Raw genomic sequence first — 14,587 nt, forward strand, 5'->3', positions numbered from 1 at the left:
AGTTACAGTGTGACGGTTCGCCACTCAGCAGGATGCGCTATAACTGAATGCTTGCTCTACCGCCAAATGACGCGTGAAGGGATCCTTCCATGCCGCTGACTCCAGCTGATGTGCACAATGTCGCGTTCAGTAAGCCGCCGATAGGCAAGCGTGGCTACAACGAAGACGAAGTGGACGCCTTCCTCGACTTGGTCGAGCAAGAGCTGACTCGCCTCATCGAGGAGAATGCCGATCTCCGTCAGCGCGTCGGGGAGCTCGATTCGGAGCTGTCCGACGTGAAGAAGCGCGGCGGCAACGGCCGCGGCGCTGTCACCGGTGCAGCAGCGGGAGCCGCTGCAGCCGCACCGGTGTCCCGGATCGCCGAAACTCCCAAGCCGCCGGCGCCAGCGCCCGCGCCTGCCCCCGCTCCGACCCCGCCGCCGGCACCTGTCGTCGCGCCGCTGGCCGCCGCAGCACCGCAGGCGTCTGCAGCACCTGCAGACGCCAACATCCAGGCCGCCAAGGTGCTGGGTCTCGCTCAGGAAATGGCAGACCGGCTCACCGGCGATGCCAAGTCCGAGTCCGAGTCGCTGCTGACGAACGCTCGCACCAACTCCGAGCGTTTGGTCGGCGATGCCCGCCAGCGTTCCGAGGCGATGATCACCGACGCACGGCAGAAGTCGGAGGCGCTCCTCGCGGATGCGCAGACTCGCTCCGAGACGCAGTTGCGCCAGGCGAAGGAAAAGGCCGATGCGTTGCAGGCCGATGCCGAGCAGAAGCACACCGAGATCATGGCGACCATCAACCAGCAGCGCACGGTGCTGGAAGGTCGGATCGAGCAGCTCAAGACGTTCGAGCGCGAATACCGGGTGCGCCTGAAGTCGTACCTGGAATCGCAGCTCGAGGAGCTCGAGAACCGTGGTTCGGCTGTTCCGGTCGACGGCGGCGACGCCTTCGGTCAGGATGTGTCCTCGACCAGCAACCACAGCCAGTCCTATGCCAAGGGGAGCAAATAGCGGAACGGCCTGAGCGGCCTACTGCCGGGGTGAATAGAGGTTCGGCGTGCTCGTTCTGACGCTACTTCTGGCGGCAGTGGGGTTCGCGCTTCTGGTCATCGCGTTGATCACCGGGTCGGTGGTGTGGGCGTGGATCTGCATCACCGTCTGCATCATCGGCGCGTTGCTTCTGCTGGCAAGCGCATTGAGTCGACGTGATCGCGGTGGCAGCTCCGAGCCTGCGGCGAGTGCTCCGGCGGTTCAGCAACAGCAGCGAGGCAGGCATTCGCGACCCTAGCGAATCTGCTTGACCGCGCTCGCTAGAATTGGCAACACCACACAGGTGTCGATCCGGCCATCACCGGGGAGCCTTCGGAAGAACGGTCGCGAAGCGGCCCAGTAGAACCGAACGGGTGAGCCCGTCACAGCTCATGAGAGCGGCCTCGGCAGTTGCGAGGCAAGCGGGGTGGTACCGCGGTGGCAACGCAAACAGCGTTGCCGTCGTCCCCGTGCCGATACGGGCACGAGGAGCGCGGACGTGACTGAGCAGGATCCGACGAAGAAGTATCCGCTGGTCGATCTGACCGACGGTGCTACCTCCGGGGTCAAGTTCCCCGAGCTCGAGGAGCGCGTCCTCGCCGAATGGGCATCGGACGACACCTTCCGCGCCAGCATCGCGAACCGTGACGGTGCACCGGAGTTCGTCTTCTACGACGGCCCGCCCTTCGCCAACGGACTTCCGCACTACGGTCATCTCCTCACCGGCTACGTCAAGGATCTGGTACCCCGCTACCAGACCATGCGCGGCAAGAAGGTGGAGCGCCGCTTCGGCTGGGACACGCACGGCCTGCCGGCCGAGTTGGAAGCCGAGAAGCAACTCGGCATCAAGGACAAGTCCGAGATCGATGCCATGGGTCTCGCGGAGTTCAACGCCTACTGCAAGTCGTCGGTGCTGCGTTATACCGACGAGTGGCGCGCCTATGTGACCCGGCAGGCTCGGTGGGTCGATTTCGACAACGATTACAAGACCCTCGATCTCGACTTCATGGAGTCGGTCATGTGGGCCTTCAAGGAACTGCACAACAAGGGCCTGATCTACCAGGGCTTCAGGGTGCTGCCCTACAGCTGGTACGAGCAGACCCCGCTGTCCAACCAGGAAACCCGCCTGGACGACGCGTACAAGATGCGACAGGACCCTGCCGTCACTGTCGACATGCTGCTCAGCGCGCCGGGATCGTCGGTAGACGGTGCGAACGCGCTCATCTGGACCACCACGCCGTGGACGCTGCCGTCCAACCTGGCGATCGCGGTGCACCCGGACACCGACTATGTCCAGGTGGCGGCACCCGACGGTAAGCGCTACGTGCTCGCCAAGGAGCGGCTGGGTCATTACGCCCGTGAGCTGGGCGACGAGCCGGAAGTAGTGTCCGTGCACAAGGGTGCCGACCTGGTCGGTCTCTCGTACACGCCGCCTTTCGACTTCTTCCACGGTCCGGGCAAGGGCCACGAGAACGCGCACAGGGTGCTTGCCGCCGACTACGTGACGACCGACTCGGGTACCGGAATCGTCCACCTCGCACCGGCATTCGGTGAAGAGGACATGGACGTCGCGACCGCCAACGGCATCGAGATCGTGCAACCGCTCGATCAGGGCGGCAAGTTCACGTCGATGGTGCCGCCGTACGAGGGCCTGATGGTGTTCGATGCGAACCCGGTGATCATCAAGGATCTCAAAGCCTCCGGAAAGCTGTTGCGGCACGAGACGATCGAGCACTCGTACCCGCACAGTTGGCGTTCCGGTCAGCCACTGATCTACATGGCAGTGCCGTCGTGGTTCGTGGCTGTCAAGAAATTCCGCGACCGGATGGGTGAGCTGAACCAGGAGATCACCTGGGTACCGGAGCACATGCGCGACGGTCAGTTCGGTAAATGGCTCGCCGGTGCGCACGATTGGAACATCAGCCGAAACCGTTACTGGGGCAGTCCGATTCCGGTCTGGGTCTCCGACGATCCCGAATACCCGCGCATCGACGTCTACGGATCGCTCGACGACTTGGAGCGCGACTTCGGCGTGCGACCGACCGATCTGCATCGGCCTGCAATCGACCTGCTGACCCGGCCCAACCCCGACGACCCGACGGGCAAGTCGACGATGCGTCGCACGCCCGAGGTGCTCGACTGCTGGTTCGACTCCGGTTCGATGCCGTTCGCTCAGGTGCATTACCCGTTCGAGAACCAGGACTGGTTCATCGGGGCGAGCGAAGCGACGGGGGAATCCAGCACAGGGCATTACCCGGGCGACTTCATCGTCGAGTACAACGGCCAGACCAAGGGCTGGTTCTACAACCTGCACGTGATGGCGACCGCGCTGTTCGACAGGCCTGCCTTCAGAACCGTTGTGGCACACGGCATCGTCCTGGGCGACGACGGTCTGAAGATGAGCAAGTCGCTGCGCAATTATCCGGACGTCAACGAAGTGTTCGATCGTGACGGCTCGGACGCCATGCGCTGGTTCCTGATGAGTTCGCCGATCCTGCGCGGTGGCAACCTGATCGTCACCGAGCGCGGTATCCGCGAAGGTGCGAGTCAGGCGCTGCGGCCGTTGTGGAACGCATGGACGTTCCTGCAGCTGTATGCGTCGAAGCCCGGTGTGTCGCGTACGGATTCGACGCACGTGCTCGATCGCTACGTGCTCGCAAAACTGTCGGCGTGCCGTGACGCGATGACGGATGCGCTGGAGGTCAACGACATCTCGGGCGCGTGCGACGAACTGCGCTCGTTCTGCGATGCACTGACCAATTGGTATGTGCGGCGGTCGCGTTCGCGGTTCTGGGACGAGGATCGCGACGCGATCGACACGCTGCACACGGTGCTCGAAGTGGTCACTCGGCTGTCGGCACCGCTGTTGCCGCTGATCTCCGAGGTGATCTGGCGCGGACTCACGGGCGGTCGCTCGGTGCATCTCACCGACTGGCCCACCGAGAGCGAACTGCCCTCGGATCCGGACCTTGTGGATTCGATGGACGAGGTACGCACCGTCTGCTCCACCGTGCTGAGTCTGCGTAAGGCGCAGAACCTGCGCGTGCGGTTGCCGCTGCCCGAAGTCACGGTTGCTGCGAGCGACGCCGAAAGACTGCGCCCGTTCGCGGACATCATCGCCGACGAGGTCAACGTCAAGAAGGTCGATCTCACCGAAAACGTCGATGTGCACGGGCGATTCGAGTTGGTCGTCAATGCCCGCGCCGCCGGGCCGCGGCTGGGCAAGGACGTCCAGACGGTGATCAAGGCGGTCAAGGCAGGCGAGTGGACGGAGACCGACGGCGTCGTCAGCGCAGCCGGAATAGACCTACTTCCCGAGGAATACACCCAACGTCTGGTTGCCGCCGAACCCGAATCGACGGCCGCCCTGCCGGGCAACGCCGGTTTGGTCGTCTTGGATTCTGCCGTCACCGAGGAGTTGGAGGCCGAGGGCTGGGCGCGCGACTTGATCCGCGAGTTCCAGGACGCCCGCAAGTCGGCTGGGCTGGACGTGTCCGATCGGATCAGCGTCGTGCTGTCGGTGCCCGAAGACAAGACAGCGTGGGCGCAGACCCACCTCGACTTGATCGCGGGGGAGATCCTGGCCACCACGATCTCGTTGGGTGATGCAGGCAGCACCGCCGTCGAACTCGGTGGCGGGTCGACAGCCTCGATCACCAAGGCCTGACGACGTGTCGGTAGGGCGGGGTAGTTTCTGCCCATGAGCACCAGCAAGGACACGGTTACGTACCTGCTCGGGCAGCTGGAGCCGCTCGATGTGCGAGCACGACCGATGTTCGGCGAATACGGCCTCTACTGTGACGACAAAGTGGTTGCGTTCGTCTGTGACGATGCGCTGTTCGTGAAGCCGACCGAGGCTGCCGACGAGTACTCGGATCCGGACTGGCTGGCGCCCGCCTATCCCGGTTCCAAGGACTACCACCGGGTTCCGCAGGAGCGTCTCGAAGACGTCGAATGGCTGCAGGAGTTCGTGCAGCGGACGGCGGACGTGTTGCCTGTGCCCAAGAAGAAACCCACCAAGAAGAAGCCGCCGAAGCAGAAGTAGAGAGTGTGACCGACGAGCCGGACCCGACGCGGAGTCGTCGCTGGGTGTTGCACCTGGACATGGATGCGTTCTTCGCGTCGGTGGAACAGCTGACACGCCCGACGCTGCGCGGTCGGCCGGTGCTTGTCGGCGGGTTGGGCGGCCGAGGTGTGGTGGCCGGCTGTAGCTACGAAGCGCGGGTGTTCGGTGCTCGCTCTGCGATGCCGATGCATCAGGCACGGCGCATGGTCGGCGGCGCGGCCGTTGTTCTGCCACCGCGCGGCGCCGTCTACTCGGTGGTCAGCAAATCGGTATTCGATGCACTACGCGTGCGGATGCCGATCCTGGAACAACTGTCGATGGACGAGGCATTCGGGGAACCGCAGGAACTCGCGGGGGCGACTGCCGCCGAGGTGTGGCAGTTCTGCGAGGAACTGCGTGCGCTGGTTCGCGAGCAGACCGGCCTGGTGTCGTCCATCGGTGCGGGCAACGGGAAGCAGATCGCCAAGATTGCATCCGGACTGGCGAAACCCGATGGGGTGCGGGTGGTTTCGCCCGCCGAACAGACAGATCTGCTGGCCTCGCTGCCGGTGCGCAAGTTGTGGGGGATAGGGCCGGTCGCCGAAGGCAAGCTGCGCAAACTCGGAATCGAGACCATCGGCGGGTTCGCCGCGATGCCCGAGTCGGAGGCGGCGTCGATTCTCGGCAACAGCGTCGGCACCGGCCTGCATCGGCTTGCCCAGGGCATCGACGACCGCGCGGTCGCAGAGCGTGCGGAAGCGAAACAGGTGAGTGCGGAGACCACGTTCGCCGTAGACCTCATCACCATCGGCTCTCTGCGGACCGCCGTCGATTCGATTGCCGCATCGGCCATCGAGCGGCTTCGCAAGGACGGACGAGCCGCGCGCACGGTGATCTTGAAGCTCAAGAAGTCCGATATGAGTGTGATCACCCGATCGGTGACGCTCCCGTATGCGACGGGTGAGCCCGCCGCCCTCGTCGCGGCGGCCCAGCGATCGGTGATCGATCCGGAAGAGTTGGGGCCCATCCGGCTGGTCGGTGTCGGGCTCGGCGGCCTGTCGACGGTGCGGCAGGGTTCGCTGTTTCCCGAACTCGATTCCGGGACGCCTGCGAGTTCCGCAAACGCCGAACCTGCCGCAGAACACGAGGCCGAGGAGGTACACGACCGGCCGGTCTGGCACCCGGGGATCGATGTCACGCACCCCGATTTCGGGCACGGCTGGGTCCAGGGTGCAGGTCACGGAGTGGTAACAGTTCGATTCGAGACGCGCTCTACCGGGCCCGGACCTGCGCGAACCTTCCCAGCCGACGATCCCCAGCTGGCCAGGGCCGATGCTGTGGACAGCCTGCAATGACGGTAGCGTGGGGAACTCGAGCAGGAGGGCTGTCGCACGGCCGCACCTGCCATAGTGGACAGAACACCCAGACCCGACCGCAAAGGACGAGCAGTTGAAGCTTCGCAACACCAGCCGCGCAATGGTCGCAGGCATGGCCATCGCCGCGGCCCTCACCATGACCGCGTGTAGTTCGGACGACAACAGCGCGGGCGCAACGTCGAGTGCTGCCGCAACTTCGGCTGCGCAGACGACCACGGCTGCTGCCAACGCCAACATCCCGCCGGCGCCCACCGCCGACGAGCTGAATGCGATGCTGCAGAAGGGTCTCGATCCCTCGATCCCCGCGACCGAGAAGACCGACATGATCCAGGGCTCCGAAGCGGATCCCGACCTGATCAACCGGGTCGCCACCGCCGTTGCGCAGAACAACGCGACGGTCAAGGTCACCGAGGTGCAGGACGCACACGACGGCACCGCCATCGCGAAGGCAGACGTGACCTTCAACGGTCAGACCAACGTCAACGCCGTCCAGTTGGTGTTCGACAACGGCAAGTGGAAGCTGGACAAGGGCTTTGCGTGCAACATCGTGCAGATCGCACAGCTGCAGTCGGCTGCCTGCCCGTAATTTCGTGCACTGACAAGCGATGCCGGTGTCCCCGAGGGGACGCCGGCATCGTTGTTTTCGGACTAGGTACCCGTTGTTTCGGCCTACATACCTGGAGCGCCGCGCAGTCGATCCACCTGTTTGACGGTCACGTCGGTCAGCACCTTTGGGTCGATGGGCTGTTGACCGGTCGCGGAGATCTGCACGACGGTCGAGCCGACCACGGCGACGACCACGTCGGAGATCAGGGTGAGACCCTCGCTGGTTGTGGTAGCTCGAATCGAGACCGAGGCGTCACCGGCTGCCGGCTGATCGTTGCCGGCGAGCTTGTAATCGACATGGATTCCGTCGGCGTCGGTGCCGGAGTACGACAGGCATGATCCGAACAGGTCCTGTACGTGCGCGAACGCGCCTGCAGCACCGGTACTCGGGTAGCTCGCGGCATCGATGTCGATGCTGGAGAAGTTGGGCCCGGTGAAGCGGGATACGGCGTGTGCGGCGGATCCGCCCTGCTGATCCGAGATCGGCGACAGCACAGCCGCGCATTGGGCGGGATCGGTATGCGACTTGTCCGGCTTGTCGGCATCCGGGCCGCTGGGTGCGGAGGGGTCTTGCGTCGGATCCGCGATCGGATTGAACCCGGCAGGCAGGTCGCGCGCCGCCAGCAACGCTGCAGCCAACTTCGTCGAATCGGTGATCGCGGGTGCCGACGGCGTCGCTGGAGCGCTCACAGACGGTTTCAGCGGTGCGGACGGGGCTGCGTCGGTCGGCTTGTCAGGCGACGACGAGCACGCCATCACGGTGGTCGCGACCGCCAGCCCCGTCAGTACGGCGAGTGGGATTCTGGTGTTGTTGGCTGCGGCGGGCAGGAGCGGAGCGACTCGGGGATTCATCGGCCCCATTGGACCAGGTTGCTGGTGGTCTGTCGGAGCCTGGTCGACGTCTTCGGGTCGCGCAGGTCCTGCGAGCCGCCGATCGTCACCGAGCCGTCGACCGGCAACGGCAGCGACAGATCCAGCGTCACCTTGCCGCTGCCGTGTGACGCGTAGGCGTCGATGTCGAGCATTCCCGCGCCGTTGGGCAGGTTCCACACCGGCGCTTTCGGTGTCTGGCTCACGTCCAGACCGATCGTGAGGCGATTGCCGTCGCGTTCCTGCAGTGTTGCGGTGGTCACCTGGTCCAGGGTTACCCCGCCGGTGATCTGCTGGCGAATCGTCCATACAGCGCCGGCGCCGACGGGATCCTTCGGGAACGCCACAGCTAGAAAGACCGCCTGATATAGCGCCTGCTCGATTGCCGAGCGCGCATTGTCGACGGCCTTGGCCGACGGTCGAATTCGCAGTGCGGTGACGGCGCCGAACGGATCGACTGTGAGTCCGGCATGCGAACCTGCCGACGGGCCAAGGTCTTTCGCGAGGGCGGCGTCAGGGGTGGTGACCTTGCCCAGCGTCATGCCGATCCCTTCGTTGCCGAGGGCAGCGGTCAGCGGAATCGCAAGCGGCGGTGCGGAAAAGTCTTGGTTCGGTAGGTCGTCGATCTGCTGCTGGACGCGGAAGTCGGTGCGTAGCGTCACCTGCTGAGAGGCGTCGGGTGCGACGCGGGGCCCGAGTACTTCGCGCGGCTCGTTGCCGGGATCGACCAACGACGTTGTCACAGCAGAGATCGGTACCGTCACCTCTTCGCCTGCCGACTCGGTGCTGTCGCCCTCACCTGTCACAGGATCGGACGTGTCGGCGCAGCCGGCAACCAGGGTGGCGACAGTAAGGGCCGTCGCGAGCACCAGCATCCGGAGTCGAACCGGACTCGACATCACCGTCACGCACACAGGTTACGGGGACTTCGCGTACACGCGGTGGGCCCTTCGCGTACACGCGGTGGGAGCTCTGCCCGGATAGGGGATGATGGTGTGGTGAGTACTGACCGACCTGCAGGCGAGGAAGCGCAGGCAAATCCCGCGTCGACGCCCGATCCGGACGTTTCCCCGCCCGCACAGAGCCCCATTCGGTTGCGAATGCTGCTGGCGATCGCTGCCGTGCTGCTCGCATTCGACCTCGTCACCAAGATCCTCGTAGTCCAGTTCATCGAACCTGGCAACCCGATCCGGATCATCGGCGACGTGGTGACCCTGAAGCTGATCCGCAATCCCGGCGCTGCCTTCTCGATGGCGACGGGGATGACGTGGTTGCTCAGCCTGGTCGCGGTCGGCGTGGTGATCGGCGTGGTGCGATTCGGTCGAAAGCTGCGCTCGCTGTGGTGGGCGATCGGGCTCGGCATGGTGCTCGGCGGTGCGCTCGGCAACTTGATCGATCGTTTCTTCCGCGCACCGGGTCCGATGCAGGGCCACGTCGTCGACTTCGTCTCGGTCGGTTGGTGGCCGGTGTTCAACGTCGCGGATTCCGGCATCGTGTGCGGCGCTGTCCTTTTGGTCGCGCTCACCCTGTTCGGTTTCGAGCCTGACGGCACTCGGCGAACCGCAGAGTCGGCGTGAGGGAATCCCGGTCCATGCCGGTTCCCGACGGGCTGGACGGAATGCGCGTGGACGCCGGGCTCGCGCGGCTGCTCGGGCTTTCTCGCACCGCTGTCGCGAGTCTGGCCGAAGACGGGTCGGTGCAGGTGGACGGTTCGGCAGTGATGAAGTCGGACCGCCTTTCCGCGGGTTCCTGGCTCGAAGTCGAGCTGCCAGAACCCAAGCGTGAGTTGACCATCGATCCGGAACCCGTCGACGGCATGAAGATTCTGTACGCCGACGACGACATCGTGGCGGTCGACAAGCCCGTCGGCGTCGCGGCACACACCGGCGTCGGCTGGTCAGGTCCGACCGTGGTCGGTGGGTTGGCCGCTGCGGGCTTTCGAATTTCGACGTCGGGTGCGCACGAGCGTCAAGGGATCGTGCAGCGGCTCGACGTCGGGACGTCCGGTGTCATGGTGGTGGCCACGTCCGAGCGTGCGTACACCGTGATGAAGCGGGCGTTCAAGGAACGCACCATCGAGAAGCGGTATCACGCACTCGTGCAGGGGCATCCGGATCCGAGTAGCGGCACCATCGACGCGCCGATCGGTCGATCGCACAGCAACGACTGGAAGTTCGCCGTCACAGCCGACGGCAAACCCAGCGTCACTCACTACGACACCGTCGAAGCTTTTCAAGCGGCCAGCTTGCTCGACATTCATCTGGAAACCGGTCGGACACACCAGATTCGCGTGCATTTCGCGGCAATTCGGCACCCATGCTGCGGCGACACCACCTACGGTGCCGATCCGCGGCTGGCCGAGCGCCTCGGCTTGGAAAGGCAATGGCTGCACGCGCGTTCGCTTGGCTTCGCTCATCCCGCCGACGGTCGTTGGCTCGAGATCACCAGCGAATATCCCGACGATCTGAAGCACGCGCTCGAGGTATTGCGGAGTGCGTGATCGGCGTCCGCTGATCGTCGGCGGTGTCGTCGTTGTGCTGATAGTCGTTGTTGTCGTGACGCTCGGTGTCCTGAATCCGCCGCGCAAAGGTGTGATCGCCAGCGATCGCCTTGGGCCGGAGCAGGGGGAGCAGGTTGCGGATTATCTTGCGCGCGCTGCTGATTCGTTGATGCCTGTCGATGGGGCGCGCTATGCGCTGGCGTCGTTGTCGGCGGAGATCACGCCGAGTGATGCGGCGAGGCTGGCCGGCGATCTGCGGGTGTCGCAGGTGCTTTATCGAGTTCCGATGCCGCGCGTGCAGACGCCGCTCGTCGTTGTCGGCGTCGGTGCGGGGAGCGAACCCATCACGGCTTCGGCGGGAGTTGCAGCGGCGCAACTGAGTTCGGCAGGGGCAGTGACCGATCGGGCCGCGCAGGTCAATGCGGCGTCGATAGCTCGACTCGGTCAGGGGTGCGCCTGCGTTGTTGCGCTGACCGTTCGCGGTGCGACGCAGCAATTGGTCGACCTTTCCCACCGCGCCGGCGTCCGGGCTGTCGAAGCGTTGCCGCCCGACGCGGTGTTCGGGCGTTTCGCAGTGACCCCGCTGCTGCCCGAACAAGTTGGCCTTGTGACCCCGGGCCCCGACGATGGCGCTGTTTTGCCGAACTAACTATTCGGTATATTGGGTCGATGCCCCGCACATACCGGAGTCAATCCGTGGCCGTGGCTCTCGCAAGTAGTCCGCTGGTGCCGAGTTCGCGACGACGGCAGGTGTTGAAAGCAGCCGGTGTGAGGTCGACGGCGCCGAGCCTGATCCATCGCGGCGTCGTCGTACAGGGCTTGGGTGAATTGACGCTCGGACCGGGCGTTTTCATCAACTACGGCTGCTACTTCGACACAGTTGCGGACATCACGGTCGGTGCGCGAGTCTTCATTGCCGACCATGTCCGGGTCCTCACCAGCAGTCACGAACTGGGTACTGCCGAGCAGCGCGCGTCGACGTTGAAATCGGAACCGGTCGAGATCGGCGCCGGTTCGTGGATCGGGTCCGGTGTCGTGATCATGCCGGGTGTGACGATCGGAGCCGGGACGGTCATCGCTGCCAATTCGTTGGTGACCAGCGATTGCAAACCTGATTCGCTGTACGTCGGTAGTCCCGCCAAGTTCCGGCGGGAACTGCCTTAGTTCCGTGGCGAAACCTGGATCAACCCCTGTGGTGCGCGGTCGCGGTTGAGCGCGGTGATCTCGACATCGGTGGCGATCCAGTCGGTGTCGTCGAATCGCACTCGAATGACCAGGCTTTCACGTTCGCCCGTCGTTTCGAGCCGTTTGCAGGCGGCGGCGAGGATCTGCTGGTCGGTTGGCTCGATCTCGGGATTTTCCCGTTGCCAGCGAGCCAGTGGCCCGGTTGGGGTCGAAAACCAGTCGTAGATGACCGCGGTATTGAGATCTATTGCTCCGGTACCTATTCCGGTCGCAACAGCTACCAGCCGCAGAGCGGCGTTGTCCACATGGGGTTCCGGCGGATCGACATCGGAGATGTCGTGAAAGAGTCCGCGGGCGATGCGGGCGTTCTGGTCGGCACGAGCCACCATCTGGAGGTGGCGGGGCGTGTTGTCGAAGGCGGCCATCACGATCTTGCCTTGCCAGGAACCGCCACCCTCGATGTTCGACACCATTCCGACGTAGCCGACACGATCGTCGAATCGGAGGATGTGTTGGAAGTTGTCCGCCGCTGACCTGCGATCTCGACGCAGTTCCACCGGCATGTGCTGGATAAGGTCTTCGTAATTTTCCGGCCCCGCGTAGTTGATCTCTTCGTCTACATCGAAATGCCACGCAGTCACAATGCGTTTCGGCGGCGGCATTACATCGTCCGGACCGATCCAGAGGTGAACGGCGTTGACGACATCGAATGCGGCGAGCACCGGAATGGCGAGCACCTGCAGCGATGTGCGCGACCGTGTTGCTGCGACCTCCCCGTGCTGCTCGATGCCCGTTGTCGCGCAGGCGTCGACCACCGCGAACATGCGTGCCGAGGCCGTAGCACCGTAGGGCCTTGCCCTCGCCAGGCTGCCCCAGTCCTTGATCTTTCCCCCGTCGGCGATGACTGTGCGGGTGTCCGATGCGAGGGTCTCGACGATCAGCCAATCATCGGTCACGGCAGCCCTCCGACGAGGAAGCGGCAAGTTCGGGAACGCGATCGTCGACTGTCCATTGATGTCAAGCGTAGAAGCTGTCCAGCCGAGACGGCGCATGCGGCCTATTCTGAAGGCATGCCGTCCCAGGACGGGAACCTCCCGGCGAACTTGATGATCTACGCGGTGGTCGCACTGGTACCCGCTGCGACGGTGTGGCTTGCGTTTCACGCGTCGGGGCTCATCGAACGCGGGTTTCAGTTGTCCCGGCGACGAGCGGTGCCTGCGGGTCCACCGATCGCGCGACTGGCCGCCGATCTGCGGCGACTCGATCAGGCAAATCGGGATGTACCTCCGGGGACAAGCATGGTGCGTCGACGAGGTGTTCAGATGGCCTACGACGATGTCCTGCGCGACGCATGCCGAGCGTTGGACGTGCCCGAATCGCTCGCAACCGTTCCCGAGGGTCTCGACAAAGAGCTGGAACGGACACGGGTACAGCTCGCATTGAGAGCAGCCGGCCTCGTGTTCTAGTTCGACCGATGATTCTCCGGAGCTGCGCCGGTCATACCTACGACCGAGAGCGACAGGCCTGCCAGGAGGACCAGCATGAACTTGACTACCACAGTTTCGACTCACACTCTCGATGTACCCGGCGCGAGTTTGTACTACGAACTGCGCGGTAGCGGACCTCTCGTGGTGTTGATCGGCGCACCGATGGATGCCGTTGCCTTTGCCCCGCTCGCTGAACGATTGGCCACCGACTACACAGTTCTCACCGCCGATCCCCGCGGCATCAATCGGAGTTCCGTCGATAGCCGCGACATCGACTCGACGCCCGAACTGCGCGCCGACGACATCGCAAGAATCCTGCGTGCGGTGAATACCGGCCCCGCAGCGGTATTCGGGTCGAGCGGTGGCGCCGTCAGCGCGTTGGCTCTTGCACAAGCGCATCCACGGTTGATTCACATCGTTGTTGCGCACGAGGCTCCGCTGATCGAGTTACTGGCCGACCGCGCGCAACTGCGGCGGGGAACCGACGAACTCGCGGACGTCTACCTGGCCGGGAATCACCTCCGTGCGTGGGCAATGTTCATAGCGCAAGCCAAGATCGACATGCCTGCCGATGTGTTGGAAATGATGTTCGGTGATCATCGCGATCCGCAGCACCTTGCGGACGAGCTCTTCTGGTTCGCACACGAGATGCGGCCATCGACGTATTGGGAACCAGACCTCGACGTCTTGCGAGCGTCGCCTGTGCGGATTGTCGTTGGGGTGGGCGAAGATTCGACAGGGGAGACCTGCGATCGCACCTCTTGTGCACTCGCCGCCGAGCTGGGCATCGGCACCACATCGTTCCCTGGTGGACACATCGCGTTCGCGGAGGATCCCGACGCCTTCGTCGGCCGGTTGCGCCCCCTTCTGGAAGATCGGTGACCATGAGCGAACTCGACTTCACCTTTTCCGCGCCGATCGAGAAGGACGGTGCGTTTGCAACCTTCGTGACGGTCCCGGGCTCAGCGGAGCTTCTCGGTACAAGACGTCCCGTCAAGATCGAGGGCCAGATCGATGGACACGACTTCGCGGCGACACTGATGCCATCGGGTGCCGGCCCGCATTGGCTACCGCTGAAGGTCGCGGTATGCAAGGCAATCGGGAAGAGTGTCGCCGGTGAACAGGTCACCGTGAAGTTGTTGCGTCGCAACACTTGACCCCGAATACCCAGGGTAATTAGAAGGGTGGTGGGGCGAGGGTGTCGCGAGCGGTGGTGATGGCGCGGTGCTCCTCGTGGTGGTCGCGTAGGTATTGCAGGGCGGGGTTGTTCGCGATGCCGATCAGGGTGGGTGGGTCGAGGGTGTCCATGTGTCGTTCCCACCAGGTGGGTTCGTAGAGCAGCTCGACGGCGTCGTGGTCGGTGATGGCGTCGGTGGGTGGGCGCGGTGCTGTTGGGTGTTGTGGCTTCGGTGGTGGTTCGGGTTTCCCGATCAACGTGCGGGTGGTGGGGATGGTGATTCTGGTGATACCGGTGCGGCTGGTCCAGCGCAGGGCTCCGCCAGGTA

Annotated in this window: 16 protein-coding genes and 1 pseudogene; 13 read left to right on the plus strand and 4 right to left on the minus strand. The window is 64.3% G+C overall.

The window, feature by feature from the left end:
- The first annotated feature begins 89 nt into the window (after window positions 1–89).
- The 6 genes from wag31 (at window position 90) to FOY51_RS11850 (ending at window position 7,020) form a co-directional block, all read left to right on the plus strand.
- A complete protein-coding gene (gene wag31, locus FOY51_RS11825) occupies window positions 90–995 on the plus strand; it encodes a DivIVA-like cell division protein Wag31 (protein ID WP_149430406.1) in 906 nt (301 codons plus the stop codon).
- Window positions 996–1,041: 46 nt separating this feature from the next.
- Window positions 1,042–1,272 carry a hypothetical protein gene (locus FOY51_RS11830; RefSeq protein WP_149430407.1) on the plus strand — a complete coding sequence of 77 codons (231 nt, stop codon included), beginning with the start codon at window positions 1,042–1,044 and terminating at the stop codon, window positions 1,270–1,272.
- A 240-nt stretch (window positions 1,273–1,512) separates the two neighbouring features.
- Window positions 1,513–4,680 (plus strand): isoleucine--tRNA ligase, encoded by a 3,168-nt coding sequence (ileS, locus tag FOY51_RS11835; protein ID WP_149430408.1) that lies wholly within the window; start codon window positions 1,513–1,515, stop codon window positions 4,678–4,680.
- Window positions 4,681–4,713: 33 nt separating this feature from the next.
- Window positions 4,714–5,058 (plus strand): TfoX/Sxy family protein, encoded by a 345-nt coding sequence (locus tag FOY51_RS11840; RefSeq protein WP_149430409.1) that lies wholly within the window; start codon window positions 4,714–4,716, stop codon window positions 5,056–5,058.
- Window positions 5,059–5,117: 59 nt separating this feature from the next.
- Window positions 5,118–6,413 carry a DNA polymerase IV gene (locus FOY51_RS11845; protein WP_442862201.1) on the plus strand — a complete coding sequence of 432 codons (1,296 nt, stop codon included), beginning with the start codon at window positions 5,118–5,120 and terminating at the stop codon, window positions 6,411–6,413.
- A 94-nt stretch (window positions 6,414–6,507) separates the two neighbouring features.
- Window positions 6,508–7,020, plus strand: a complete 513-nt coding sequence (locus FOY51_RS11850; RefSeq protein WP_149430411.1) for a WKL family lipoprotein — start codon at window positions 6,508–6,510, stop codon at window positions 7,018–7,020.
- Between the two features lie 83 nt (window positions 7,021–7,103).
- On the opposite strand, the gene FOY51_RS11855 is transcribed toward FOY51_RS11850, so the two are convergent.
- Window positions 7,104–7,892 (minus strand): hypothetical protein, encoded by a 789-nt coding sequence (locus tag FOY51_RS11855; protein ID WP_235916262.1) that lies wholly within the window; start codon window positions 7,890–7,892, stop codon window positions 7,104–7,106.
- A complete protein-coding gene (locus tag FOY51_RS11860) occupies window positions 7,889–8,809 on the minus strand; it encodes a hypothetical protein (protein WP_149430464.1) in 921 nt (306 codons plus the stop codon). The genes FOY51_RS11855 and FOY51_RS11860 overlap by 4 nt, the downstream gene beginning before the upstream one ends.
- A gap of 96 nt (window positions 8,810–8,905) precedes the next feature.
- Between FOY51_RS11860 and lspA the strand changes: the two genes are divergently transcribed.
- The 4 genes from lspA to FOY51_RS11880 are packed head-to-tail and all read left to right on the plus strand — an operon-like array spanning window position 8,906 to window position 11,574.
- Entirely contained in the window at window positions 8,906–9,487 is a 582-nt protein-coding gene (gene lspA, locus FOY51_RS11865; RefSeq protein ID WP_371830437.1) for a signal peptidase II, read from the plus strand.
- Entirely contained in the window at window positions 9,484–10,410 is a 927-nt protein-coding gene (locus tag FOY51_RS11870; RefSeq protein ID WP_149430412.1) for an RluA family pseudouridine synthase, read from the plus strand. The genes lspA and FOY51_RS11870 overlap by 4 nt, the downstream gene beginning before the upstream one ends.
- A complete protein-coding gene (locus tag FOY51_RS11875) occupies window positions 10,403–11,059 on the plus strand; it encodes a hypothetical protein (protein ID WP_235916263.1) in 657 nt (218 codons plus the stop codon). Before FOY51_RS11870 ends, FOY51_RS11875 begins: the two co-directional genes overlap by 8 nt.
- Window positions 11,060–11,106: 47 nt before the next feature.
- A complete protein-coding gene (locus tag FOY51_RS11880) occupies window positions 11,107–11,574 on the plus strand; it encodes an acyltransferase (protein WP_235916264.1) in 468 nt (155 codons plus the stop codon).
- Here the strand turns inward: FOY51_RS11880 and FOY51_RS11885 are convergent.
- On the minus strand, window positions 11,571–12,551 hold the full coding sequence (locus FOY51_RS11885; protein ID WP_149430414.1) for a GAF domain-containing protein: 981 nt from the start codon (window positions 12,549–12,551) through the stop codon (window positions 11,571–11,573). The two genes, FOY51_RS11880 and FOY51_RS11885, sit on opposite strands and share 4 nt — an antisense overlap.
- Window positions 12,552–12,665: 114 nt before the next feature.
- Here FOY51_RS11885 and FOY51_RS11890 point away from each other — a divergent pair, with 114 nt between their 5' ends.
- From FOY51_RS11890 to FOY51_RS11900, 3 genes are all read left to right on the plus strand, one after another.
- Window positions 12,666–13,061 (plus strand): hypothetical protein, encoded by a 396-nt coding sequence (locus FOY51_RS11890; protein ID WP_149430415.1) that lies wholly within the window; start codon window positions 12,666–12,668, stop codon window positions 13,059–13,061.
- 75 nt (window positions 13,062–13,136) lie between these two features.
- Window positions 13,137–13,964 carry an alpha/beta fold hydrolase gene (locus tag FOY51_RS11895; RefSeq protein WP_149430416.1) on the plus strand — a complete coding sequence of 276 codons (828 nt, stop codon included), beginning with the start codon at window positions 13,137–13,139 and terminating at the stop codon, window positions 13,962–13,964.
- Between the two features lie 2 nt (window positions 13,965–13,966).
- Window positions 13,967–14,239: a DUF1905 domain-containing protein gene (locus FOY51_RS11900; RefSeq protein ID WP_149430417.1), complete on the plus strand. Its 273-nt coding sequence runs from the start codon at window positions 13,967–13,969 to the stop codon at window positions 14,237–14,239.
- Window positions 14,240–14,258: 19 nt separating this feature from the next.
- Here the strand turns inward: FOY51_RS11900 and FOY51_RS27160 are convergent.
- Window positions 14,259–14,587, minus strand: a pseudogene (locus FOY51_RS27160) (hypothetical protein); the annotation flags it as partial.

Source organism: Antrihabitans cavernicola, assembly GCF_008297975.1.
GTDB classification, from domain to species: Bacteria; Actinomycetota; Actinomycetes; order Mycobacteriales; family Mycobacteriaceae; genus Antrihabitans; species Antrihabitans cavernicola.